At 47.1% G+C, this 25698-nt stretch carries 24 protein-coding genes, 3 tRNA genes and 1 pseudogene; 13 read left to right on the top strand and 15 right to left on the bottom strand.

Annotation, left to right across the window (positions count from 1 at the left end; all coding sequences use genetic code 11):
* Nucleotides 1–109: 109 nt before the first annotated feature.
* From iscR to iscA, 7 genes are all read left to right on the top strand, one after another.
* Entirely contained in the window at nucleotides 110–556 is a 447-nt protein-coding gene (gene iscR / locus FAH66_RS03485; protein ID WP_003680774.1) for a Fe-S cluster assembly transcriptional regulator IscR, read from the top strand.
* Between the two features lie 52 nt (nucleotides 557–608).
* Nucleotides 609–1823, top strand: a complete 1215-nt coding sequence (locus FAH66_RS03480) for an IscS subfamily cysteine desulfurase (protein WP_049329436.1) — start codon at nucleotides 609–611, stop codon at nucleotides 1821–1823.
* A gap of 101 nt (nucleotides 1824–1924) precedes the next feature.
* The gene (locus FAH66_RS03475) at nucleotides 1925–2680 is read left to right on the top strand and encodes a YaaW family protein (protein ID WP_137040704.1); all 756 of its coding nucleotides are present in this window, start codon (nucleotides 1925–1927) and stop codon (nucleotides 2678–2680) included.
* A 167-nt stretch (nucleotides 2681–2847) separates the two neighbouring features.
* Entirely contained in the window at nucleotides 2848–2976 is a 129-nt protein-coding gene (locus FAH66_RS11125) for a hypothetical protein (protein ID WP_279638375.1), read from the top strand.
* 68 nt (nucleotides 2977–3044) lie between these two features.
* Nucleotides 3045–3431: a Fe-S cluster assembly scaffold IscU gene (gene iscU / locus FAH66_RS03470; protein WP_003674559.1), complete on the top strand. Its 387-nt coding sequence runs from the start codon at nucleotides 3045–3047 to the stop codon at nucleotides 3429–3431.
* A 265-nt stretch (nucleotides 3432–3696) separates the two neighbouring features.
* A complete protein-coding gene (locus FAH66_RS03465) occupies nucleotides 3697–3942 on the top strand; it encodes a recombinase RecA (RefSeq protein ID WP_137040703.1) in 246 nt (81 codons plus the stop codon).
* Between the two features lie 68 nt (nucleotides 3943–4010).
* A complete protein-coding gene (gene iscA, locus FAH66_RS03460; RefSeq protein ID WP_003685774.1) occupies nucleotides 4011–4331 on the top strand; it encodes an iron-sulfur cluster assembly protein IscA in 321 nt (106 codons plus the stop codon).
* On the opposite strand, the pseudogene arfA reads toward iscA, so the two are convergent.
* Nucleotides 4291–4513: pseudogene (gene arfA, locus FAH66_RS03455) on the bottom strand (alternative ribosome rescue factor ArfA). The gene iscA and the pseudogene arfA sit on opposite strands and share 41 nt — an antisense overlap.
* 79 nt (nucleotides 4514–4592) lie before the next feature.
* Here arfA and hscB point away from each other — a divergent pair.
* Entirely contained in the window at nucleotides 4593–5093 is a 501-nt protein-coding gene (gene hscB / locus FAH66_RS03450; RefSeq protein WP_049351512.1) for a Fe-S protein assembly co-chaperone HscB, read from the top strand.
* Between the two features lie 96 nt (nucleotides 5094–5189).
* On the opposite strand, the gene FAH66_RS03445 is transcribed toward hscB, so the two are convergent.
* The 8 genes from FAH66_RS03445 to FAH66_RS03410 form a co-directional block, all read right to left on the bottom strand.
* Nucleotides 5190–5762 (bottom strand): 50S ribosomal protein L25/general stress protein Ctc, encoded by a 573-nt coding sequence (locus FAH66_RS03445; RefSeq protein WP_004519902.1) that lies wholly within the window; start codon nucleotides 5760–5762, stop codon nucleotides 5190–5192.
* A gap of 65 nt (nucleotides 5763–5827) precedes the next feature.
* Nucleotides 5828–6811 (bottom strand): ribose-phosphate pyrophosphokinase, encoded by a 984-nt coding sequence (locus FAH66_RS03440; protein ID WP_101755247.1) that lies wholly within the window; start codon nucleotides 6809–6811, stop codon nucleotides 5828–5830.
* A 176-nt stretch (nucleotides 6812–6987) separates the two neighbouring features.
* A tRNA-Gln gene (locus FAH66_RS03435) sits at nucleotides 6988–7063 on the bottom strand.
* A gap of 11 nt (nucleotides 7064–7074) precedes the next feature.
* A tRNA-Gln gene (locus FAH66_RS03430) sits at nucleotides 7075–7150 on the bottom strand.
* 10 nt (nucleotides 7151–7160) lie between these two features.
* Nucleotides 7161–7236, bottom strand: a tRNA-Gln gene (locus FAH66_RS03425).
* Nucleotides 7237–7241: 5 nt separating this feature from the next.
* Entirely contained in the window at nucleotides 7242–8090 is an 849-nt protein-coding gene (gene ispE, locus FAH66_RS03420) for a 4-(cytidine 5'-diphospho)-2-C-methyl-D-erythritol kinase (protein WP_137041601.1), read from the bottom strand.
* 8 nt (nucleotides 8091–8098) lie between these two features.
* On the bottom strand, nucleotides 8099–8683 hold the full coding sequence (lolB, locus tag FAH66_RS03415) for a lipoprotein insertase outer membrane protein LolB (protein ID WP_137040702.1): 585 nt from the start codon (nucleotides 8681–8683) through the stop codon (nucleotides 8099–8101).
* Between the two features lie 56 nt (nucleotides 8684–8739).
* Complete coding sequence (locus FAH66_RS03410) at nucleotides 8740–10602, bottom strand: tetratricopeptide repeat protein (protein WP_137040701.1); 1863 nt, start codon at nucleotides 10600–10602, stop codon at nucleotides 8740–8742.
* Nucleotides 10603–10777: 175 nt separating this feature from the next.
* On the opposite strand from FAH66_RS03410, the gene FAH66_RS03405 reads away from it, so the two are divergent.
* The 3 genes from FAH66_RS03405 to recA all read left to right on the top strand — a co-directional run bounded on the left by FAH66_RS03405 (nucleotide 10778) and on the right by recA (nucleotide 14130).
* Nucleotides 10778–11377: an NUDIX hydrolase gene (locus FAH66_RS03405; protein WP_244284992.1), complete on the top strand. Its 600-nt coding sequence runs from the start codon at nucleotides 10778–10780 to the stop codon at nucleotides 11375–11377.
* Between the two features lie 266 nt (nucleotides 11378–11643).
* Nucleotides 11644–12936 (top strand): 3-phosphoshikimate 1-carboxyvinyltransferase, encoded by a 1293-nt coding sequence (gene aroA / locus FAH66_RS03400; protein ID WP_137040700.1) that lies wholly within the window; start codon nucleotides 11644–11646, stop codon nucleotides 12934–12936.
* A 147-nt stretch (nucleotides 12937–13083) separates the two neighbouring features.
* Entirely contained in the window at nucleotides 13084–14130 is a 1047-nt protein-coding gene (gene recA / locus FAH66_RS03395) for a recombinase RecA (protein WP_101755208.1), read from the top strand.
* A 93-nt stretch (nucleotides 14131–14223) separates the two neighbouring features.
* Here the strand turns inward: recA and fghA are convergent, their stop codons facing one another.
* Nucleotides 14224–15072, bottom strand: coding sequence for an S-formylglutathione hydrolase (fghA, locus tag FAH66_RS03390; RefSeq protein ID WP_137040699.1), 849 nt, complete (start codon nucleotides 15070–15072; stop codon nucleotides 14224–14226).
* Between the two features lie 497 nt (nucleotides 15073–15569).
* On the opposite strand from fghA, the gene FAH66_RS03385 reads away from it, so the two are divergent.
* The gene (locus FAH66_RS03385; RefSeq protein ID WP_137040698.1) at nucleotides 15570–17282 is read left to right on the top strand and encodes a proline--tRNA ligase; all 1713 of its coding nucleotides are present in this window, start codon (nucleotides 15570–15572) and stop codon (nucleotides 17280–17282) included.
* A 66-nt stretch (nucleotides 17283–17348) separates the two neighbouring features.
* Here the strand turns inward: FAH66_RS03385 and pflA are convergent, their stop codons facing one another.
* From pflA to FAH66_RS03360, 5 genes are all read right to left on the bottom strand, one after another.
* Nucleotides 17349–18155 carry a pyruvate formate lyase 1-activating protein gene (gene pflA, locus FAH66_RS03380; RefSeq protein ID WP_137040697.1) on the bottom strand — a complete coding sequence of 269 codons (807 nt, stop codon included), beginning with the start codon at nucleotides 18153–18155 and terminating at the stop codon, nucleotides 17349–17351.
* Nucleotides 18156–18294: 139 nt separating this feature from the next.
* Complete coding sequence (gene pflB / locus FAH66_RS03375) at nucleotides 18295–20580, bottom strand: formate C-acetyltransferase (RefSeq protein WP_137040696.1); 2286 nt, start codon at nucleotides 20578–20580, stop codon at nucleotides 18295–18297.
* A 303-nt stretch (nucleotides 20581–20883) separates the two neighbouring features.
* Nucleotides 20884–22182, bottom strand: a complete 1299-nt coding sequence (locus tag FAH66_RS03370) for an adenylosuccinate synthase (protein ID WP_049351236.1) — start codon at nucleotides 22180–22182, stop codon at nucleotides 20884–20886.
* A 43-nt stretch (nucleotides 22183–22225) separates the two neighbouring features.
* Complete coding sequence (locus tag FAH66_RS03365) at nucleotides 22226–23383, bottom strand: ATP phosphoribosyltransferase regulatory subunit (protein ID WP_137040694.1); 1158 nt, start codon at nucleotides 23381–23383, stop codon at nucleotides 22226–22228.
* Nucleotides 23384–23705: 322 nt separating this feature from the next.
* Nucleotides 23706–24509 (bottom strand): outer membrane protein assembly factor BamD, encoded by an 804-nt coding sequence (locus FAH66_RS03360; RefSeq protein WP_004519923.1) that lies wholly within the window; start codon nucleotides 24507–24509, stop codon nucleotides 23706–23708.
* Here FAH66_RS03360 and rluD point away from each other — a divergent pair.
* Entirely contained in the window at nucleotides 24508–25632 is a 1125-nt protein-coding gene (rluD, locus tag FAH66_RS03355; protein WP_137040693.1) for a 23S rRNA pseudouridine(1911/1915/1917) synthase RluD, read from the top strand. The genes FAH66_RS03360 and rluD overlap by 2 nt on opposite strands.
* The last annotated feature ends 66 nt before the right edge of the window (nucleotides 25633–25698 follow it).

Raw genomic sequence — 25698 nt, 5'->3', positions numbered from 1 at the left:
CCACCATTTAAACAAACAATCAAACCGAGCCGCCACATACTTGACTGAAACACTCAGATATTAGACAATCCCCCCACTAATAAAAACGCCACACACAGGCAACCACACCATGAGACTGACTACCAAAGGGCGATTTGCAGTAACCGCCATGATAGATTTGGCGATGAACGCGCAAACCGGCGCTGTTAAACTCAGTGCCATCAGCGAACGACAAAGCATATCGCTTTCCTACCTCGAACAATTATTCAGCAAGCTGCGCCGTGCCGGATTGGTTGAAAGCCTACGCGGCCCCGGCGGAGGCTACATCCTTGCCGCTCCCGCCGAGCAAATCAATATTGCACAAATCATCTCCGCAGCCGAAGACCGACTGGATGCCACGCAGTGCGGCAGCAAAGCAAACTGCAACCACGGCGCCCCCTGTCTGACCCACGACCTTTGGGAAAACTTAAACAAAACCATCAATGATTACCTCAGCGGCGTTACGCTGCAAAGCATCATTGAACAAAAAAACTGCAGCGACAGCAGTCATGTCGTTACCTTTACACACATTCATTAAACCGACTTGCGGCAAAAGACCGCAGGCAGATGACCAAACGAAAGAGCAAACCATGACCGTCAAAACCCCCGTATACCTCGACTACGCCGCCACCACTCCCGTTGACCGCCGCGTTGCCGAAAAAATGATTCCCTACCTGTCCGATATTTTCGGCAACCCAGCCTCCAACAGCCACAGCTTCGGCTGGGAAGCAGAAGAAGCAGTCGAAAAAGCACGCGCAGACATTGCAGCCCTGATTAACGCCGACTCTAAAGAAATCGTTTTTACCAGCGGCGCAACCGAGTCCAACAACCTCGCCATCAAAGGCGCGGCGCACTTCTACAAATCTAAAGGCAACCACCTCATTACCGTAAAAACCGAGCACAAAGCCGTGCTCGACACCATGCGCGAACTCGAACGCCAAGGTTACGAAGTAACTTACCTGGACGTACAAGAAAACGGTTTGGTTGATTTAGACGTACTGAAAGCCGCCATCCGCGAAGACACCATCCTCGTTTCCGTCATGTGGGTAAACAACGAAATCGGCGTGGTTCAAGATATTCCTGCCATCGGCGAAATCTGCCGCGAACGCAAAATCATTTTCCACGTTGACGCAGCACAAGCATGCGGCAAAGTGCCTGTTGATGTTGAAGCCGCCAAAGTTGATTTGCTGTCTATGTCCGGCCACAAAGTATACGGCCCTAAAGGCATTGGCGCTCTGTATGTACGCCGTAAACCACGTGTCCGCCTCGAAGCCCAAATGCACGGCGGCGGCCACGAACGCGGTTTCCGTTCCGGCACATTGCCGACCCATCAAATCGTCGGCATGGGAGAAGCCTTCCGCATTGCCAAAGAAGAATTGGCACAAGACACTGCGCACTACTTAAAACTGCGCGATATCTTCCTCAAAGGCATCGAAGGCATCGAAGAAGTCTACATCAACGGCGACCTTGAACACCGTGCTCCAAACAACCTGAACGTCAGCTTCAACTTCGTCGAAGGCGAAAGCCTGATTATGGCAGTGAAAGAACTCGCCGTATCCAGCGGCTCCGCCTGTACTTCCGCAAGCCTTGAACCAAGCTACGTTTTACGCGCACTCGGCCGCAACGACGAATTAGCGCACTCTTCCCTGCGCATCACCTTCGGCCGCATGACCACCGAAGAAGAAGTGCAATTTGCAGCAGAACTGATTAAATCCAAAATCGGCAAACTGCGCGAACTGTCGCCGCTGTGGGAAATGTTCAAAGACGGGATTGATTTAAACTCAATTGAATGGGCGGCGCATTGATAATCTAGATAGGCTATCTAAAAAAGGAGAAGGATTTTGTTTTAGATAGCCAAAAAACTATTCTTATTAATTTTATTTCTAACTCCTAAAGGGATATAAAAATGGCGTATCGTTGTGATACTGATCTGGAATTTTTGGCAGAGATTAAATCAGAAGATTTAAATGACCTTGTATATTGCCTAACTCATGATAAAGATGGTGAGAAAAGATTTACAGAAGAATTAAGTGAGAGTGACGCATATAAAGAGTACTATCCAGACCACCATCAGTATTGGAAATTGATAGCAGCAGAAATTCAATGTTTTGGTGCAAATACTTTTGCTACATTATTAAGAGGAGGAGAAGGGATACTTTACAAGGAAGTATTAACGGATGTATGTGATAAATTAAAAGTTAATTATAACAATAGCTCATCAGTTGAAAAGATAGAAACACATCTATTAATGAAAATTCTAGAGGATTCAATAGAAAAATTAAGTCCTTCTGAATTGCAAGACTTGGCAAGAAATTTAGGACTTAAAAACTTTTCAGGAATTACACCAGAAGCACTAGTAGGTATATTTCAAGCAGTATTTAGAGCAGGTGGATTTAAATCATACCAGCTGACCTTAATCATTGTTAATTATATTATGAAGGCTATTTTAGGAAGAGGGCTAAGTTTAGCAGGTAACGCAGCTTTAACAAGAACAATGTCTGTTTTAGCTGGCCCGATTGGTTGGACTATTACAGGATTATGGACTGCGATTGATATAGCAGGTCCTGCTTACCGTGTAACAATTCCTGCTGTAATTCATGTTGCGGTACTTCGCCAAAAATATTTGTATGATGAGAAAGCAAGAGATGTTTCTTTTGGATAATTATAGTAATCGCAGGTTGGGTTGAAAACCCAACAAACCTATCAATCAACTCGTTTAATAAACCAACCTGCCTAATATATTAAAAACAACAAAGGTCGTCTGAAACCTCACAAAGACCTTTTCAGACGACCTAAAAGCCACCACATTAAAATCAAGGATACAAAACCATGAACGAACAAGATTTAGATTTGGACAATCTCGACAACCTACTCGAAGATTTTGACGGCGTTACCGTGGAAGGCGGCGTCGATTCGGAAAGCGACGACGGCTGCGAAGGCGGCGCGTGTAAAATCTAAACTTCAGGCCGTCTGAATATTTGTAAACAAACCATTTACACCACTAAAAACACAAAGGAAACCACATCATGGCATACAGCGATAAAGTAATCGACCACTACGAAAATCCCCGCAACGTCGGTACTTTCGACAAAAACGACGAATCTGTCGGTACCGGTATGGTCGGTGCGCCAGCCTGCGGCGACGTAATGCGTCTGCAAATCAAAGTAAACGATGAGGGTATTATCGAAGATGCAAAATTCAAAACTTACGGTTGCGGTTCTGCCATCGCTTCTTCCAGCCTGATCACCGAGTGGGTCAAAGGCAAAAGCCTTGACGATGCGCTGGCAATCAAAAACAGCGAAATCGCCGAAGAGTTGGAATTGCCTCCAGTTAAAATCCACTGCTCTATCTTGGCTGAAGATGCGGTAAAAGCAGCCGTTGCCGACTATCGCAAACGTCAGGAAAACAAATAACCGGATTCAATGACCCCTTGTCGGCAGGTGCCCAAGACTCCTAGCGAGTCTTCGAGAAAAGCAAATCTGGTGATTTATTCCCCTCTTAAGCAGACAGGGTGAATTGAGAGCACAGAAACTTCATCCTTTTGAAGTTGCCGCCAAATTTGGGACTGCCGCCTGCCAATCTATCCCCTCTCCCCGCGGGAGAGGGTTAGGGAGAGGGCAATAAATCGCAGCTTATATTTAATTTAGTCGTTATACCTGCAAAATCAAAGGAGGCGAAATGCCTTTTACTGATGAAGAAGTCCAATCCCTACTTGCTGTCAAAGGCATAGGTAAAACCATATTGCAGCGTTTGCAGCAAATGGGATTAGATGATATTGCCAAGCTGGCGGCGGCAGATTTAGACGATATTTTGGAACGGGGCGCACAATTAACCAGCTCGACCTGTTGGAGAAATAGTCCGCAGGCTAAAGCTGCCATTGCCGCCGCAATAGAGTGGGCAAAACAGCGTTTTCAGACGGCCTGATAATCAAGATGCCGTCTGAAATAAAAAGCAGGCAAAACAGAAAATGATTGCGAAATGAGGAAAAAAGCATGATTACTATCACAGAAAACGCAGCCAAACACATCAACAGCTACCTGACCAAACGCGGCAAAGGGTTGGGTGTGCGCTTGGGTGTGAAAACCAGCGGCTGCTCGGGCATGGCATACAACCTTGAATTTGTCGATGAAGTGAACGAGGATGATCTGATTTTTGAAGAACACGGCGCGCGCGTTTATATCGATCCAAAAAGCTTGGTTTATCTAGACGGCACGCAAGTCGATTACACCAAAGAAGGCTTACAGGAAGGTTTCAAATTTGAAAATCCGAATGTCAAAGACTCTTGCGGCTGTGGTGAGAGCTTCCACGTTTAAAATATAAAAAATGGCGGGAAAGTATCAAAACCATCCCGCCATTTTTTGGCTTCTTGCCTATTATAGCTGCCCTTGCCTTTTCTTTTTCGTTCTACTTTGTGTCGGAACAAATCAGATTTGACTAAGGCTTTTAAGGCATTGTCCCGTATTTTGTCTTTATTGTGTTGTACCTTACCTGTCATATTGTTTTCCTTTCGTATAAACAGTTTTTGGATTATATCGTAAAATAATCTTCTTCTTTAGATTTTTTCCTTTAATATCATGTCTCAATACTTCAACCTCTTCCAGCTTGAGCCATCTTTCAATATTGATACCGAAGCACTCGAACAGACCTATCGAGCTTTAGCTGCCCGTTTTCATCCCGATAAATTTGCTTCCGCCTCAGCTTTTGAGCAAAAACAAGCCGTCATGATGTCTTCTACAATTAATGATGCCTACCGCACATTAAAAAGCCCTATTGATCGGGCTGCTTATCTCTTGAAAAGCCAAAATATCGATGCTGATGCACCTGAACACACTTCGTTTTCACCAGAATTCCTCATGCAGCAGATGGAATGGCGAGAAACATTAATGGATGCACAAATGGAACAAAACCATGATGCCATCCGAGCGCTGGATCAAGAAATCCAAGAAGTACAAAGCAACCTATATCAAGATTTGCAACAAGCATTTGAACAACAGGATTATGAATCGGCCGCACAATGGGTACGGCATGGACGCTTTCTTAATAAACTTCGTAATGAAATTGCTTCAATCTTATAAAGTACATATGCTGTTACATTTGACCTAGTTATTTTATATGCAAAACAAAAACCGTATCAGATAAATCTGATACGGTTTTCTTATATTAACTACCTATTAGCGTTTTTTACCGGTAACAGTAGCAACAGCCAGGTTTTCGTTACGTTTCAGAGAAACGCTTTCAACACCTTCTGGCAATTTGATGTCTGACAAGTGCAGAATGTCGCCGGCAACTACTGATGCACAATCCAGTTCCAAGAAAGCAGGAATGTTTGCAGGCAAAGCAACTACTTCAACAGAAGTGTTCAACAGAGATACGCGGCCACCTTGCAATTTAACAGCTTGAGAGTTTTCAGCGTTAACAATGTGCAGAGGAACACGGATGCGTACAGGTTGATCAGCTTTTACAGCTTGGAAGTCGATGTGTTGAACTTCGCGACGGAATGGGTGCATTTGGAAGTCACGCACGATAACGTCTTTAGTTTCACCGTTCAAAGACAGTTTAATCAAAGCAGTATGGAAAGATTCTTTTTCCAATGCGTAGAATACAGTTTTGTGGTCTACAGCGATAGCAACAGGCTCTTGACCTTCACCGTACAGAATGCCAGGGATTTGGCCTTCGCGACGCAGGCGGCGGCTCGCACCAGTGCCTTGGGCTTCGCGAACAGAGGCTTGAATTTCGTAAGTCATGTTTAATACTCCAATTTAGATAAAATCGTCGTCATCGGCCGCGACCAGCTTAAGACGACATCGGGTTATGGCAGCAACATGCCGCCAGTCATCACATCCTCATTGAAAAGATATGAGACGGATTCTTCATTGCTGATACGGCGTACCGTCTCAGCCAGCAAACCGGCAATGGTAACTTGACGGATGCGTTCACATTTTTTAGCTGCTTCAGACAACGGAATCGTATCTGTCACAACTACTTGGTCAATTTCGGAAGAAGCAATTCGATTCACTGCTTCGCCGGAGAATACTGCATGGCTGGCGTATGCCAGTACACGATCTGCACCGCGCTCTTTCAGGGCTACAGCCGCTTTACACAGGGTGTTTGCCGTATCGATCATATCATCTACGATCAAGCAAGTACGGCCTTGAATATCGCCAATAATGTTCATCACTTCAGCCACATTAGCTTTAGGACGACGTTTGTCAATAATGGCCAAATCAGCATTTAAAGATTTAGCAACAGCACGTGCACGTACAACACCACCGATATCAGGGCTGACAACAGTTAGATTGTCGATACGTTGTTGTTTAATATCGTTCAATAAAATCGGGGTAGCGTAAATATTATCCACCGGAATATCGAAGAAACCTTGAATTTGATCGGCATGCAAGTCAACAGTCAATACGCGGTCGATACCTGCCGAGTACAACATATTCGCTACCAATTTAGCAGAAATAGGTACACGAACAGAGCGAGGACGACGATCTTGACGCGCATAGCCAAAGTAAGGAATCGCGGCAGTAATACGACCGGCAGAAGCACGTTTGAGTGCATCGGCCATAGTCAAAATTTCCATCAGGTTGTCATTGGTTGGCGCACAGGTAGGTTGCAAAATAAACACATCACGACCACGCACATTTTCCAACAGTTCAATGGCTACTTCGCCATCAGAGAATTTGGAAACGGTGGCTTCACCGAGTGAAATATCCAAATGTTTGACAACACGTTGCGCCAATTCCGGATTTGCATTACCGGTAAACACCATTAAACTGTCATAAGCAGCCATATCTTCACCTGATTCTAGATTTGATTTACGCGCAGAAAACATTACGCTTTCCTTTGCCCTATGTCTAAGACACTAATTACGCGATTATACGCGTAAAGACGGGTAAAAAAAAGTTTTTCAGCGTTATTTTGCTCTTAGCGTAAAAAAGCGTGTAAGTAAACTTACACGCTTTTATTTGGCTGGGGAGGAAGGATTCGAACCTTCGCATGCTGGAATCAAAATCCAGTGTCTTAACCGCTTGACGACTCCCCAATAAAGGGTGTTGGCTGGGGAGGAAGGATTCGAACCTTCGCATGCTGGAATCAAAATCCAGTGTCTTAACCGCTTGACGACTCCCCAACAAAGGGTTTGGCTGGGGAGGAAGGATTCGAACCTTCGCATGCTGGAATCAAAATCCAGTGTCTTAACCGCTTGACGACTCCCCAACTTACTAAATCATATAAAACAGAGGATGAATATCTAATCCTTCCACACAATAAGCTTTATATGATTGAGAAACCTGTTGGTAAATTGTATTTGCTTCTTGATGAGATGCACTTGCTATAAACAAACAAGCCCCAGAACCGGTCATTAATGCATAACCATATTGGAATAACTCAACATAAGCCTTCCAAACCTCAGGATATTCCTGAAATACAACCACCTGCATATCATTTTGAAACGGCTGTAATGATTGGAAAGTCGGCATTATGCTGGGTTTGGAATCACGTGTCAAGCCTTCATGTGCAAAAATTTTAGCTGTTGCCACATGGACAGGGGGCTTAACGATAACATACCATTGTTTAGGGACATCTATTTCAGCCAGCTTCTCGCCTACGCCTTTGGCAAAAGCACTTCTTCCAAAAATAAAAAAAGGAACATCCGCACCAAGACTTACGCCTAAATCAATCAGTTGCTGCCTGCTCAAGCCACATTGCCACCATTGGTTTAAAACCATTAAAACTGTGGCCGCATCAGAGCTTCCACCGCCCAATCCGCCTCCGGTCGGAATCACTTTATCCAACCAAATTTCAACACCGTGTGGTACGTTTGCATATGGCAACAATAATTTAGCCGCCCGATAAGTCAAGTCCTGTTCGGGCTCAAGCCCTTCGACCGGCGTATGCAAAATAATCTGCCCATCAGTACGCATTTTCAGATGAACGGTATCGTATAAGCCGATCAAACAGAAAATACTTTCCAAATTATGATAACCATCGCTCCTACGGCCGGTAATCCTCAAATCCAAATTTAATTTAGCCGGCGCAGGAAAGGCTTGAATTTCCTCTGAAACAGACATGGCATCCTCTATTTGCGTGCTGCGCATCGGGTTTGTCCATTCTTATCCAAAGAGTGATTTACTGTATCGAATACCAAGCGGATATTAAACTTGGCATTCTCAAGTTGAAGCGTTTTGGGCTGTCCTGAATTATTTAAAGTACGCGATATTGTCCAGTCAAACTGCTCCAGACGGCCATCAGGCAGGATTTTGTATGGCGCATTGGCAACGCGTTTACCATCCGCCCAAATATGCAGATATTGAACCGGCAAAGCAAAACCCAAAAGCTGCCTGCTCAATTCTTCAGCCGTTTCCGCCTGATAAACCTTACCCTTACTGTCTACTGCCAATACGCCTTCACTGTCTTGACACAGCTGGCCTACGGTATTGCCCAACGGTGTATTCACATCAATGGTTTGAACCGCATTCTGATAAGTCCAGTCGAAATTAGCATATGAGCCTTTGCCTTCCACTTTAACAGCCAATCGACCATCTGCACTAAAATCCTGCACCTGCTCTGCTGCTTGCCAACTGTTTTGCTGAGGTAAGTTTGGCTGCGCACAAGCAGCTAAAAACAACAAGGCAGCAACCGATGATAATTGTTTTAAATTCATGGATATTCCTTCATAGGCCGTCTGAAATCAAACGCTTTTCAGACGGCCTTTTGGTTTTATTTGTGTTTTTGAGGATGTGGTTTGCTGGACGTTATACCGAATTTGGACATTGTCTCTTTTAATACTCGGAGATTGCTTCCGCGTTTCAAGCCGTCATTCCAGATTTCTTTGGCCTTGTCTTGGTCTCCAAGCGTCCATAGGACTTCGCCCAAATGCGCGGCGACTTCGGCTTCAGGTTCTTTTTCATAGGCATATTGAATATATGGAAGCGCCATTTGCGCATCGCCTTTAAGATAATACGCCCAGCCTACACTGTCATTAATTGCTGCGCTTTCCGGCTCCATTTGATAGGCCGTCTGAACCATTTTAAACGCTTCCTTCAAATCCTTGCCGTTTGACAGCAAGGTATAGCCCAAAGCATTCCAACCGTGTGGATTATCCGGATACAACTCAACAACTCGGCGCAAATCGGCAATCGCCTTGCCTGGCTGATTCAGCTTCTCATACACCATCGAACGCTGATACAACATATTGGCAAGCAGCTCGGGAGAAGCTTGGGTTTTCAAGGATTTTTCAGTGGAATTTACCAAGCTGTTCAAAGCGTTCAACGATTCTTGAAGATTGGTATTTTTAGACAATACAAACAAAGCCGTATTCAGCAAATCACTGGCTTCAAAATAACGTCCTCTTTGCTCGGGCATTTTTTGTGCGCGTTGCACCAAAGCCCAAGCCTCTTTATGGTTGCCCTGTTTGGCTTCGATAGAAGCGGCCAAAATAGTTTTATCAAACGTATAAGCCGTTGCCGTTACCTTGTCCAGCCATTGTTTGGCTTTCGCAAATTCTTCAGCATCATTATAAGAAACCGCACCAATCAACGCCGCACGGCTGCGCTGCTCTTCCGTACCGGCTTTATAAGCCTTTTCCAGATAGCTGTTTACCGCAGAAATATTTTCCGTCTTGCTGGCGGACAATAAGGCGGCCTGAATATACAAATCAGGGTTTGGATTTTCTTCCAACAAAGTCTGCAAACGCTTAAAGGCCTGATCATTTTGGCCATGGGCGATCAAATTGGCGATGTCCAACTCCTGCCAAATCGGAGATAAGGTTTTGGTGTCTGTATCTTTGAAGAAGCCGTCCAGAATATCAGGATGCCGTTGCGCCATCAGTCGCAACGTAACAAAAGTCGGCGGCAGGATTTCGTTGTCCAACTTAGCCAATCGCTGCAATGCTGCAATGGCGTGTTTCTTTTGACCGTCTTTTGCACTAAAAATTGCATCTGCAATTGCCGCTTCAGGGAAGTCTTTATAATTCAGTGCCGTTTTATGCACCTGTTTGACTGCATCGCTGGTCAGATTCGGCTGTTGTGCTGCGGTTTGTGCCAAAAGCAGAAACACGCGCTTTTGCTCGTCTTCACTACCGCCGGCAATCACCTTGTCCAATCCGCTCAAATTCTTATCGGCTTTGCCCAGCAGCAAATTGCGCAACCAAGTCATACGCTTTTGTGTTTCACCAGGCTCCGGCTCGATTTCGCGCCATTTTTGGTAAATGGCTTCAGCCTGTTCAAAGGCATTTAAAGAAACCGCCATCTCCAAAGCGCGTTCGGCCACTTCGGGAGATTTGGTGCGATGCAACGTCAAAATATAAGTAAACAGAGCAGAAGCCGCATCACCCTTTTGCAGAGCCAGTTCTGAATTTAACAAAGTGAAAACCTGCGAGGTACGGTTTTGTATACCCAACAGACGTATCCGCTCCTGCTCGCGCTCTTCGGGAGAAAAACGGTCGGCACGGCTTTTCTTTTTAATAATCTTAGCCGATTCAAAAACTGCATTTGAATCGCCGGGCGCGGCAAAAGTTTGTGTAGCAAACAACATCATGACAGCCGCAGCTGCTACTCGAATACGGGATGGGAAAAACAACATAACTATCCTTTTTGAGAACCTGCCGACATTTTCAGACGGCCTAAGCACTTGCAAAACAGATGCAAAGCTTTATTTATCATTCAGGCATAACTGTAACACACGCACCCTATTTTGTTGACACGGTAACCGTAAACCTTGTGTAATCCTCATCTGCATAAAACGATCAGCGCCAAAAATGAATACCGACCACCTTATCCATTTCCTAACTCAAGCTTCACGCTTCAGCAGCCGTATGCAAGCAGAGCGCAATCAATTAGTTACCGCCCAAACGGTCAAAGATGCAGCCGTTTTAGTCGGCATTGTCTTGCATGAAGGAGCGTGGCAAATTTTACTGACCAAAAGGGCCGAGACCTTAAGGCAGCACACCGGACAAATCGCCTTTGCCGGCGGCCGCAAAGATGTTCAAGACGACAGCCTAACGGCAACGGCGTTAAGAGAAGCTTATGAAGAAACTGCCATTCCGATTACCGCATGGCAGACTTTTGCGCCGCTACCCTTCTATGACACGCCTTCCGGCTACCGTGTTACGCCCGTTCCGGCAATTTGCACCCATTCCGTCAACCCCAAAGCCTACCCCGACGAAGTAGCAGAAATTTTTTATCTGCCTTTGAGCTTCGCCTTAAACCTGAGAAACTACACATTCCGTCAGCTTCATCACAACAATCAAACCCTCGCCCTCCCCGCCCTGCCTTTCCGACACTACGACATTTGGGCTGACAGCAATCATCCTATATGGACTGGCAGAACGTTATCAGCAATATTGCCAAGCTTTTAAATAAGGCAAGGCCGTCTGAAAAAATAGGAAAGAATGGTTTCTGATTTTCTTATGGTGTTTGGTTATATACCTGCCACAACAAAATAAGTTATAGCGACAAACACAAAACAGGAGCAGAAAATTTCAAAATAAATGATTAGAAAATAGTGTAACGATATAAAAATTCATTTTTTCACAAATAAATTGTACCCTCTTCATTTTTCAGACGGCCTTTGCCTGCGTATAATATCGGTCTAATTTACAATTCAAACGAGCTTAGCCCAGCCATGACCGAATCCATCCGCCTGCCCGCTTCTACACTCAAGCCTTCTACCGTTGCCCTGCCCGGTTCCAAAAGCATCAGCAACCGTACGCTGCTCTTGGCAGCACTCTCCGACAACGTTTGCGAAATCCATTCTTTGCTCAAATCCGACGATACCGACCGAATGCTTGAAGCACTTGACAAACTCGGCGTACAAATTGAATCTTTACCTGAAGGCCGTCTGAAAGTTCATGGCACCGGCGGCCGCTTTCCCAACCAAACCGCCGATTTGTTTTTAGGCAACGCCGGTACGGCATTCCGCCCCTTGACTGCCGCGCTTGCCGTTTTGGGTGGCGACTATCATCTGCATGGCGTGCCGCGTATGCACGAACGCCCCATCGGCGATTTGGTGGATGCGCTGCGCATTGCAGGTGCGGACGTACAATATCTGGGCAATGAAAACTACCCTCCGCTTCAGATCGGTAAACGCCAAGACAACGGCGAGCGCGTTATTCCGATTAAAGGCAATGTGTCCAGTCAATTCCTGACCGCCCTGCTGATGGCTTTGCCCTTGACCGGACAAGCATTTGAAATTCACATGGTAGGCGAGTTGATTTCCAAACCTTATATCGACATCACGCTCAAGCTGATGGCGCAGTTCGGTGTGGACATCATCAATGAAGACTACCGTGTATTTAAAATCCCGGCCGGTGCCAAATATCATGCGCCCGAACATTTATATGTGGAAGGCGATGCCTCCAGCGCGTCTTACTTCTTGGGTGCAGGCCTGATTGCAGGTACACCCATCCGCGTAACCGGTATCGGCGCACACAGCATTCAAGGCGACGTCGCCTTTGCGCGTGAATTGGAGAAAATCGGTGCAGATGTCATTTGGGGCGAAAATTTTGTTGAAATTTCCCGCCCTGCCGAGCGCAAGATTCAGGCTTTTGATTTGGATGCCAACCATATCCCAGACGCGGCCATGACTCTGGCTATCGTCGCACTGGCCACCAAACAACCCTGCACCCTGCGTAATATCGGCTCATGGCGCGTCAAAGAAACCGACCGTATCACCGCTATGGCAACCGAACTGCGCAAACTGGGTGCAGAAGTCGTTGAAGAAGCCGAAGCCATCCATATCACGCCGCCCGAAACACTTACCCCTGATGCCGTCATCGATACTTATGACGACCACCGCATGGCCATGTGTTTCTCGCTGGCTTCGCTTTTGGGCATCCCCGTCATCATCAACGACCCGAAATGTACGCATAAAACTTTCCCCGACTATTTCCAAGTTTTTACATCATTGACCAACTGATTGATTATTCAAATTTTCAGACGGCCTGTTGCATACAAAAAACACAGGCCGTCTGAAAAATAAAAATAAAACTATACTTTTTCTTAATTTATGCGATAATAGCTAAATAAATTCTTAGCGATTCATATTTCCTTTCGGAGAGAAAACATGTCAGACGAAAAAAGCAAAGCCTTAGCCGCCGCCCTTGCCCAAATCGAAAAAAACTTCGGCAAAGGCTCCATCATGAAAATGGACGGCAGCCAACAGGAAGAAAACCTTGATGTTATTTCCACCGGCTCCCTCGGCGTAGACTTAGCACTCGGCGTTGGCGGTCTGCCCCGCGGCCGCGTGGTTGAAATTTTCGGCCCGGAATCCTCCGGTAAAACCACACTCTGTCTCGAAGCCATTGCTCAATGCCAAAAAAATGGCGGCATCTGCGCATTCATCGATGCCGAGCATGCTTTTGACCCGATTTACGCCCGTAAACTCGGCGTAAAAGTCGAAGAACTCTATCTCTCCCAACCGGATACCGGCGAGCAGGCATTGGAAATCTGCGATACATTGGTACGCTCAGGCGGTATCGATATGGTCGTTGTTGACTCCGTAGCCGCACTTGTGCCTAAAGCCGAGATCGAAGGCGAAATGGGCGACAGCCACGTCGGCCTGCAAGCCCGCCTGATGAGCCAAGCCCTGCGCAAACTGACCGGCCACATCAAACGCACCAATACATTGGTTGTTTTCATTAACCAAATCCGTATGAAAATCGGCGTGATGTTCGGCAGCCCTGAAACCACAACCGGCGGTAACGCGCTCAAATTCTACGCCTCCGTCCGCCTCGACATCCGCCGTACCGGTCAGATTAAAAAAGGCGATGACGTTATTGGTAACGAAACCAAAGTCAAAGTCATCAAAAACAAAGTTGCGCCTCCATTCCGTCAAGCCGAATTCGATATTCTTTACGGCGAAGGTATCAGCTGGGAAGGCGAATTGATCGACTTGGGCGTCAAACATGACATCGTTGAAAAATCCGGTGCATGGTACAGCTACAACGGCGCAAAAATCGGCCAAGGTAAAGACAATGTACGCGTTTGGTTGAAAGAAAATCCTGATATCGCCAACGAAATCGATGCCAAAATCCGTGCGGCAGTCGGTATCAATGTCGATATTACCGAAGGCAGATTGGACGATACCGACGGCGAGCGTCCTGAGGAATAAGTCTGTCTGAAATTAAAGGTTAAAGACCAAATAAAAGGCCGTCTGAAATCCGACCATTAATCGGATTTCAGACGGCCTTTTATTCAATACTGCTTAAAGCCCCAATGCCTGAGCATGAAACTCAATATGCGAATCGATAAAGCTGGCAATAAAGAAATAGTCATGCCCATAGCCTGGACGTACTTTATATTGGATATTGAAACCTTTTTCGCGTGCTGAGCGGACAAACCCTTCCGGTTGCAGAACTTCAGGATACAAAGCATCTTCACTGCCGACATCAATCAAAACAGGCAATTTATGCGAGGCGGTCTGAAGCAGCTTTGTACTGTCATAGTGTTTCCATGTTTCCACGTTTTGACCCAAATAAGCTGAAAACGCCTGCCTGCCGCCTTCCGTATCGATAGGATGACATAAAGGCGCAAAGGCAGAAACCGCAGCATATCGGCCAGGATAGTTCAAAGCCAAATGCAGCGCGCCATACCCACCCATGCTGAAACCTGCAATGCTGCGCTCTTTCGCTACCGGGAAATTATGCTCGATCAAATCAGGCAATTCTTGGCTGATATAGCTTTCCATTTGATAATGCTGTGCCCAAGGTGCTTCAGTTGCGTTAACATAAAATCCGGCACCCTGTCCAAGATAATGTTCCTCGCTGTCGGCAACATGCTGACCGCGTGGCGAGGTATCCGGAAAAACCACGATAATATTCCATTGCGCCGCAAAGCGCTGGATTCCGCTTTGCCGAACCAATTCAGAACCATCACTATTTAGGCCGGAAAGAAAATATAAAACAGGCGCGGGATAACCTTTTAAGACTTGTGGCGGCAGATAGACATCAAATACCATATCCGTCTGGCAGGTTTGAGAAAAGTGGTGGTAGCGTTCCTGATGCCCGTTAAACATCTTTCTGCGTTCCAGCAAATGCAATTCTGAATTTTTCATTTTATTCCTTGTGAGGAAACAGCAATAAGCAGAATGTTAGCGCAAAACCTGTCCATCGTGTTGTTGCCCCATCTTTATTAGGGCAACCAAATCTGCTTTAAACAAGACTTACCAATCATGCGAAATCATTACGCCGACGGCATTTAAAATCTATACACAATCTCTGTGGATAAATCTGTTGATAAGCTTTGGGTAATCGTAAAATTTTCTTTAGGAACAAACCAAGTCTTAAATTGACTAAAATTTAATCAAATAAAACATAATAAAATCAAATAGTTATATTTATAAGATTTTACTATAATCATACAGTGAAAATTTATAGGTAAAACAAGGTTATGCGGCTTTGTGCATAAATTAGGGTTGACATCCCTAGAAATCGCCCCGAATCAAAAGCTCTGTGAAACAACGGCCGATTTCATCAGGTGCCATTCAAAAGACACGCAGCCATACATTTTGCGTTACAATACGCACTTATTTTTAAGAAAGAAAAATACGCCATGAAAGCCTCCCAGTTCTTCATTTCTACCCTTAAAGAAGCCCCTGCCGAAGCCGCACTTGCCAGCCACAAGCTGATGATTCGTGCCGGCTTGATCAAAGCCAACGCATCCGGTCTTTATACTTGGATGCCGATGGGCCTGCGCGTATTGCGCAAAGTTGAAAATATCGTGCGTGAAGAAATGGCCCGTGCAGGTAGCGTGGAGCTGCTGATGCCGGTGGTACAACCTGCCGAACTGTGGCAGGAATCCGGCCGCTGGGAGTTTTACGGTAAAGAACTGCTGCGCCTGAAAGACCGTCATGACCGCGATTTCTGCATGGGTCCGACTTGTGAAGAAGTGATTGCCGACATCGTGCGCAAAGAAGTCAACAGCTACAAACAACTGCCAAAAAACTTTTACCACATCCAAACCAAATTCCGCGATGAAGTGCGTCCGCGCTTTGGTGTGATGCGCGCGCGCGAGTTTGTCATGAAAGACGCTTATTCCTTCCATGCCGACTATGCCTCGCTTCAGACGACCTATCAAGATATGTATGACGCTTACTGCCATATCTTCACCCGTTTGGGTTTGAAATTCCGTCCTGTTGCCGCAGATACCGGCAGCATCGGCGGTACCGGCTCTCACGAATTCCAAGTGTTGGCTGAAAGCGGCGAAGACGTTATTGCATATAGCGACACTTCCGATTACGCCGCCAATATCGAATTGGCACCGACTTTGCCGCTTAAAGGCGAACGCGCCGCTGCTCAGGCCGAGTTGACCAAAGTACATACGCCAAACGTTAAAACCATTGAATCTTTGGTTGAATTCCTCAATATTCCAGTTGAACAAACCCTCAAATCCATCGTGGTTGAAGGCGAAAACGAAGGCGAACTCGTCCTGCTGCTGTTGCGTGGCGACCATGAATTTAACGACATCAAGGCAGAAAAACTGGCCGGCGTGAAATCGCCACTGACCATGGCAAGCCCTGCCGCGATTGTTGAACAGTTCGGCGCAAACGGCGGCTCTCTCGGCCCTATCAACTTCAAAGGTAAAGTCTATGCTGATTTTGCCACCGAAAAAGGGGCAGACTGGGTGATTGGTGCGAACGAAGACGACTACCACTATACCGGCTTCAACTTCGGTCGCGATGCTGCCGAGCCTGAATTTGTCGATTTACGCAATGTCATCGAAGGCGACATCAGCCCCGACGAACAAGGCCGTCTGAAACTGGCGCGCGGTATTGAAGTCGGTCACGTTTTCCAATTACGCAACAAATATACCCAAGCCATGAATGTCAGCTTCTTGGACAATAACGGTAAATCCCAAATCATGGAAATGGGCTGCTACGGTATCGGTATTACCCGCGTTGTGGCTGCCGCCATCGAGCAAAACAACGACGAAAAAGGCATTGTTTGGACCAAAGCAATGGCGCCGTTTGAAGTCGTTATCGTGCCGATGAACTACAAAAAATCAGAAGCCGTACGCGAAGCCGCTGACAAAATCTATGCCGAGCTTTTGGCTGCCGGTGCGGATGTATTGTTGGATGACCGAGACGAACGTGCGGGCGTATTGCTGAATGACTCCGAGCTGTTGGGTATTCCTCACCGCATCGTAATCGGCGATCGCGCATTGAAAGAAGGCAATGTCGAATATGCCGAACGCCGTGACAATCAGGCTCAAGCCGTTGCGGTATCAGAAGTTGTCGCCAAGGTTCTGACTGCATTGAACGCTTAAGTCTTTTTCAATCATAAAAAGGCCGTCCGAAACTGATTATTTCGTTTCAGACGGCCTTTTTCTGTTTTAATAAATAATGTTTTTTCCGTAGCTCTCTAATATTTCTTTGATTTTCAAAATGGTTTCTTTAGGCGGCGGATGTACGCCTTTTAATTTGTATTCATCGCCGCACAAAGCCCATTTATGTGCGCCCAATTCGTGATACGGCAAAAGCTCGACCATTTCGACATTATCCATATCACCGATAAACTCACCCAATAAATGCGCTGAACGCTCATCATCGGTATAACCGGGAACAACCACATAACGTACCCGTGTCGGCTGATTGCGTTCCGCAAGATAGCGTGCAAATTTCAGCGTTTTGGTATTAGGGATACCGACAAGTACTTTATGAATTTCAGGATCGATTTGTTTTAAGTCGAGCATGACCAAATTGGTATGAGCGAGCAAATCATCCAAAATCGAGTCATAGTGCAAAGCATAGCCATTGCTGTCGAGACAGGTATGGATATCGTGTTCCCGACAGGCCGTAAACCAATCGCGTACAAACTCATATTGCAATAACGGCTCGCCGCCGGTTGCCGTTACGCCTCCGCCTGTCGCACGCAGATAATGACGATAGGTCATGACCTGCTTCATCACGGTTGCCACATCCAATTCCTGCGCCTGCTCGGTATGGAGATCCCATGTGTCGCGATTATGGCAATACAGGCAGCGCATCAGACAACCTTGCAAAAAGAGCACGTAGCGCAAGCCCGGACCATCGACAGCACCGCAAGATTCAATCGAATGAATAATGCCTTTGCCGTTATAGTGACGGTGGCCAAGGTCTTTCAGTTCCGGCTTGGGGGTAATGGCAAAAGTCGTGGACATAGTGTTCGGCTCAAAAATGTTTTTGCTTATATGGATTGTACGATAATAAAGGCCGTCTGAACATTTCAGACGGCCTTGGAGCTTTGTTTCAAAACAAACCAAATGCAAATTTAGCTTCTGGTTTGTTTCCCCACTCGGATTACATGGTTTCTGTGAACGTACGGGTAATCACGTCAAGCTGTTGTTCGCGGGTCAGCGAGTTGAAGCGAACCGCATAACCGGACACACGAATGGTCAACTGCGGATATTTCTCCGGATGGTGCATCGCATCTTCCAAAGTCTCGCGATTCAATACGTTGACGTTCAAGTGTTGACCGCCTTCCAAAATACCGTCTTCATGGTGGAAATAACCGTCCATCAGACCGGCAAGGTTGCGTTCGCGAGAATGCTCGTCTTTACCCAACGCGCCTGGAATAATGGAGAAGGTATAAGAAATACCGTCTTTGGCAAACTCAAATGGCAGTTTGGCTACGGAAGTCAATGAAGCGACTGCACCGTTGACGTCACGGCCGTGCATTGGGTTTGCACCCGGACCAAACGGAGCACCTGCACGGCGGCCGTCTGGAGTATTACCGGTTTTCTTACCGTAAACAACGTTGGAAGTAATGGTCAGTACGGACTGAGTCGGCGTTGCGTTGCGGTAAGTTTTGTGGGTTGCCACTTTTTTCATGAAGCGTTCCACCAAGTCGCAGGCAATATCGTCCACGCGGTCGTCGTTGTTACCGAACTGCGGGTATTCGCCTTCGATTTCAAAGTCGACGGCAATACCGTTTTCGTCGCGAATCGGTTTGACTTTGGCGTATTTGATGGCGGACAGTGAGTCGGCGGCCACAGACAAACCGGCGATACCGCATGCCATCGTACGTTTCACGTCACGGTCATGCAACGCCATCAACGCGGCTTCGTAGCTGTATTTGTCGTGCATGTAGTGAATAATGTTCAGCGCGGTAACGTATTGGGTTGCCAACCAATCCATGAATTTGTCCATGCGCTCAAAGACAGTGTCGTAGTCCAAAACTTCGTCCATAATCGGCTCGGTTTTCGGACCAACTTGCTCTTTAGATTTTTCATCCACGCCGCCGTTGATTGCGTACAGCAGAGTTTTAGCCAAGTTGGCACGTGCGCCGAAGAACTGCATTTGTTTGCCGACCACCATCGGGCTGACGCAGCAGGCAATGGCGTAGTCGTCGCTATTAAAGTCAGGACGCATCAAGTCGTCGTTTTCGTATTGGATAGACGAAGTGTCGATGGATACTTTGGCGCAGTACTCTTTAAATCCTTGCGGCAGTTGTTCAGACCACAATACAGTGATGTTTGGCTCAGGAGATGGACCCATGTTGTACAAGGTGTGCAGCACGCGGAAGTTGGTGCGCGTTACCAAGGTACGGCCATCCAAGCCCATACCGCCGATGGATTCGGTTGCCCAAATCGGGTCGCCGGAGAAGAGTTGGTCGTATTCGGGCGTACGCAGGAAACGGACCATACGCAGTTTCATCACCAAGTGGTCGATAAATTCTTGCGCTTGGGTTTCGGTAATCACACCGTTTTTCAGGTCGCGTTCGATATAAATATCCAAGAACGAAGACACACGGCCGAAGGACATCGCTGCGCCGTTTTGAGATTTAACGGCGGCAAGGTAGGCAAAGTAAGTCCATTGGATGGCTTCTTGTGCATTTTTTGCAGGGCCGGAAATGTCGTAGCCGTAAGAAGCCGCCATTTCTTTCATTTGACCCAAGGCTTTGTATTGTTCGTTGATTTCTTCACGACGGCGGATCACTTCTTCCAAGTCCACACCGTTTTCCAAATCGGCTTGCAGTGAATTGAACTGGTTAAGTTTGTCTTTCATCAAGAAGTCGATACCGTACAATGCAACACGACGGTAGTCACCAATAATACGGCCACGGCCATAAGCATCCGGCAGACCGGTAATCACGCCTGATTTACGGCAACGGCGGATGTCAGGAGTGTAAACGTCAAACACGCCTTGGTTATGGGTTTTGCGGTATTTAGTGAAAATTTCGCTGACTTCAGGGTTCAACTCAACGTTGTACACTTTGCACGCGTCTTGCACCATTTTCAAACCGCCAAACGGCATGATAGAGCGTTTCAAAGGCTCGTCTGTTTGCAGGCCGACGATGGTTTCCAAATTTTTGTCGATATAGCCTGGAGCATGACTGGTAATACCGGAGACGATTTGCGCGTCGATTTTGTACGGCTCGTGCGTACGGTTTTCTACTTTAATGCCTTCCAATACGTCTGCCCACAGTTTAGTTGTGGCTTCGGTTGCTGGTGCCAAGAAAGAAGCATCGCCTTCATAAGGCGTGTAGTTTTTCTGAATAAAATCGCGAACATCTACGTTGGTTTCCCAGTTGCCACCAGTAAAACCTTCCCAAGCGGCTGGACGTTGCTGAACATCATTTGACATATCAAGCTCCTAATTTTATTGAAAATATAGACCGTAAATTTTCTGAAAGGATAGCACTAATACCCTTCCATTTACAGGAGTTTTCTTGAAATAAAATTACAGACTAGCCTTTTCTTGACTTACATCAATGAGAATAATTGTTACTTGGCACTACATCTCGGTTTCCAAACACTCGCGTTTAAAAACGGCGTAGAATACGAAATTAAGCCCTGAAGACAGACATCCTTCAGGGCTGAATTTTTATTGCATTTCATATAAAAGGCCGTCTGAAACATTCAGACGGCCTTTTATTCACTTAATCAATTAAGCAAACGGGTGGTGCAAAACGATGGTTTCTTCACGGTCAGGACCAGTTGAAACAATGGCTACAGGTGCACCGCACACTTCTTCAATACGTTTCAGATAAGCTTTAGCGTTTTCAGGCAGCTTGTCATATTCTTTCACGCCGAAAGTCGACTCGCTCCAACCCTGCATGGTTTCGTAAATCGGTTTGCAGGTTTCTACCGCATCGGAGCCGCAAGGCAGAATGTCGGTTTTGCTGCCATCAGGCAATTCATAACCTACACAGATATTGATGTTCTCAATACCGTCCATCACGTCCAGCTTGGTAATGCACATGCCGGAAATGCCGTTAACTTGAATAGAGCGTTTCAGAGCAGCCGCGTCAAACCAGCCACAACGACGCGCACGACCGGTTACAGAGCCGAATTCATGGCCGCGTTCAGCCAAGCCTGCGCCCACTTCGTCAAACAATTCAGTCGGGAATGGGCCGGAACCCACGCGGGTAGTATAGGCTTTAACGATACCCAAAACGTAATCCAGCATTTGCGGACCTACACCTGCACCGGCAGAAGCGGCACCAGCCAAGCAGTTGGAGGAAGTCACAAACGGATAAGTACCGTAGTCGATGTCCAGCAACGTACCTTGTGCACCTTCAAACAACAGGCTTTCGCCTTTTCGGTTTTTCTCGTTCAAAACACGGGAAACATCGGTAATCATCGGCGTAATGCGCGGTGCAACTTTTTCAATGACCGCCATCACATCTTCAACTTTTACCGGCTCGGCATTGTGCAGGTGTTGCAACTGAACATTGTAATAAGCCAAAACAGCTTCCAGTTTCTCAACCAGTTTTTCAGGGTGCAACAAGTCCACCACGCGAATCGCGCGGCGGGCAACTTTATCTTCATAAGCGGGGCCGATGCCGCGACCGGTTGTACCAATTTTGCCTTTACCCCGGGAAGCTTCGCGAGCTTGATCAAGCGCGATGTGGTAAGGCAGAATCAATGGGCAGGTTGGCGCAATTTTCAGACGGCCTTCGACGTTTTTCACACCGGCAGCGTTCAATTCATCGATTTCGCCCAACAATGCTTCAGGAGAAACGACAACACCTGAGCCGATGAAGCAGTCCAAAGTCTCATGCAAAATGCCGCTTGGAATCAGGCGCAAAATGGTTTTTTTGCCACCGACGACCAAAGTATGGCCGGCATTGTGGCCGCCTTGGAAACGTACTACACCACTGGTTTCTTCCGCCAGCCAGTCAACAATCTTACCTTTGCCTTCATCACCCCATTGGGCACCGATTACGACAACATTTTTAGCCATAGCCATCTAACCTTATTTCAGATACAAAATTTCAAAATAAAACTCAATCGTTCAAAGCGATTACTTTCCAAACGCCGTCTACCTGTTTCAGACGGCCTGTAACCTCTTCCGAACCGTTATAGCCGATACCGTAATCGATAACGACACATTGTCCTTGTTCGCGCAAAGCATCTACCGCTTCTTGAGCCGCAGGCATGTCTTTTACATCGACAGCCACCACGGATTCCCGTCCGATAGCAGGAAGGCGGCCGATAAAGCTGCGTAAATCAAAACTGAATCCGGCTGCAGGACGCGCGCGTCCAAAGTATCCGCCCAATCCGTCATAACGGCCGCCGCGTGCCACGGCATCATGACGGTTTGAACCATAAGCCGCATAAAGCAAACCGGTATGGTAATTGTCAACGCGCAGTTCCGACAAATCGATATGTACTTTTTGATTTGGGAACGCATCGCATACTGCCTGCAATTCATCCAAGGCCGCACTGACTGCGGACAATTCCGGTAATTTCTCTCTAGCCAAAGTCAGCACTTCACGACCGCCGTACAGTCGGGGCAACAATGAAAACGCTTTTGCCCACATACCGTCGAGTTTCCACTCTTTGACCAACTGGCTGACGACCTCGGCATCTTTGTCCTGCATTGATGAAAGCAAGGTTGCCGATTGCTGCTCATCCAAATGCGCGGCATTTGCCAAAGCACGGAATACGCCGATATGACCCAATGAAAGCAAAACTTCGCCCATATCGGCGATTTTCATGCTTTTCAGCATCAAATCAATCAATTCAATATCCGCTTCAATGCCTTCCAAGCCGTACATTTCCGCACCGGCCTGTAAAGGCTCGCGCATATTGAGCAATCCGTCAGGCCGCGCATGAAGCACTGAACCTGCATAGCATAAGCGGTTAATGCCTTGATTGGCGGAAAGCAAGTGGGCATCAATACGCGCCACCTGCGGTGTAATATCCGCGCGGATACCGAGTTGACGGCCACTGAGCTGATCAACGACCAAAATGGTTTTCAAAGACAAACCGGCATCGATATGCGTCAATAAGGAATGGCTGTATTCCATCAATGGCGGTTGCACCAATTCATAACCATGCACGCGGAACAAAGCCAATAGCCGCTCACGGGCGCTTTCCAGTTGTCGGGCATTGGTCGGTAACACGTCGGCAACGTGTTCAGGAAGCTGCCAAGACTTCATGAGAATCTACCTCTGTTTTTTTGTAAACATAAAGGGCTGCTTAAATTTAAAACCAAATCAGCCTGACGACTGAAATTTTCCTGAATGCATCAATAGCAAATCTGATGCGGCTTCAACAAAACTGATTTTAAATTTAAACAGCCCCTGAGTAACGGCTTCAAACCGTCGAGTTATTAAAATCAGACTTTACCATATTAAAACGAATTTTGCACCCTGTTTACAGAGAGCGTAAAAAAACATTAAAAACAAAGGCCGTCTGAAAACCAAATGCATAGCTGCATCGTTTTCAGACGGCCTTATTCATGCCTGAACAACCCGACGCTTAACGCCAGTAACGCCACCAAGGCATATCGTCAGATCGCCATTCGTGTTGCAAGAACGGGCTTTGTGGGAAGTTAGTTTCCAAAACGCGGCGTGTATCGGCAGCCAGTTGCGGCTTGTCCAGTTTTTTGTACGCCAGTTCCATCATCGCCAAAGCTTCTTCAACGTAACGGGTATTTTGGTAACGGCTGACGATTTTTTGCGCACGGTTGGCCGCTGCAACATAAGCACCGCGTTTCATGTAATAACGCGCCACAGACATCTCGTTACCGCCCAAAGCGTCCACCAGCTTGGCCATACGCTCGGTTGCATCGGCAGCGTATTTGCTGTTTGGATAACGTTGCACCAACTCGGCAAACGCCTGATAAGCATCGCGGTTGGCTTTCGGATCGCGGTCGGACCAGTCTTGGGAAGCCAGCTTGTTCAAGAAAGACTGGTCTTCGTTAAACAGAACCAAACCTTTCAAGTATAGCGCGTAGTCCATATTCGGATGTTGCGGATGATGGCGTTGGAAGCGCGCAATGGCAGCCAAGGCTTTTTCCGGTTCATCGTCTTTGTAATAGGCATACGCCGTATCCAACTGGGACTGCTGGGCATAGCGGCCGTTTGGAAAACGGGATTCTAAAATTTCGTATAACTTGACAGCTCGCGTATAATTGTTGCTGTTCAATTCGTCTTGCGCTTCGGCATAAAGCTTTTCCACACTCCAATCTTGAGTAATTTGGGCGTCTTTATCGATTGTGCCTTTATTTGCGCAGGCACTCAGTGCCAAACCTAAAGAAACTACTAAAAGAATTTTTTTCATGCAGAATACTTCCTTTGATAACGAAGCCGATTATAGCGATGATTTAGACTTTCCGTCATCCCCTGAAACAGAAAGTTGTGTTAATTTGACCGTTCCGCTCGAAATGGCGGGCGGAAGGCTGGATGCCGTATTGGCCAAACTCATGCCCGACTACTCGCGCAGCCGCCTGAGTTCGTGGATTAAAGAGGGTGCAGTCATTGTAAACGATAAGCCCGCGCAACCCAAAGATAAAATGATAGGCGGTGAATTGATTGCCGTTACGGTACGTCCGAGCGAAGAAAACCTCGCATTCACGCCAGAACCGATGGATTTGGACATCATTTATGAAGACGATACCGTCATCGTCATCAACAAACCGGCCGGATTGGTCGTCCATCCTGCCGCAGGCAACTGGAGCGGCACCCTGCTCAACGGCCTGTTGGCGCACTGTCCCGAATTAAGCCAAGTACCGCGTGCGGGCATCGTACACCGTTTGGACAAAGAAACCAGCGGCCTGATGGTGGTCGCCAAAACCTTGCCGGCGCAAAACTCACTGGTTCAACAGCTTCAAGAGCGCACAGTCAAACGCATTTACCGCGCAGTCGCCAACGGCATTGTTCCTTTTGACGGCAAAATCGAAACCCAAATCGGCCGCGATCCGCACAACCGCCTGAAAATGGCAGTCGTCAAATTCGGCGGCAAACCTGCCATTACCCATGTCAAAGTGTTGGAACGTTATCTGGCGCACAGCTACATCGAATGCTCGCTCGAAACCGGCCGCACACACCAAATCCGCGTCCATATGCGCGAAGCCAACCATCCGCTGGCCGCCGATCCTGTTTACGGCAACCTGCGCCATCCATGCAGCGACGCGGTTAAAGAAGCCATCAAAACCCTCGGCGCGCGCCAAGCCCTGCATGCCTACCGCTTGAGCTTTGTGCACCCGAAAACCGGCGAAACCGTTTCCTTTGAAGCGCCTATGCCTGACGATATGTACCACCTGCTTTCCGTCCTGCGTCTGGAAGCCGGTTTGGATTCGTCCCTAAGCAACGAGGAAGAATGGCAAGAGAAATTCGGCATGGACGATGACGACGATTGGAATGAAGACGACTACGATGTCGAAGTGGTTTATGTAAGGGATTAAACCCATACTTTCAGACGGCCTCAAATAATATTTTAGGCCGTCTGAAATCAATCCGTTCCAATATTT

Source organism: Neisseria subflava, from assembly GCF_005221305.1.
GTDB lineage: Bacteria > Pseudomonadota > Gammaproteobacteria > Burkholderiales > Neisseriaceae > Neisseria > Neisseria subflava.
This window is presented reverse-complemented; position numbering and strand designations above follow the sequence as displayed.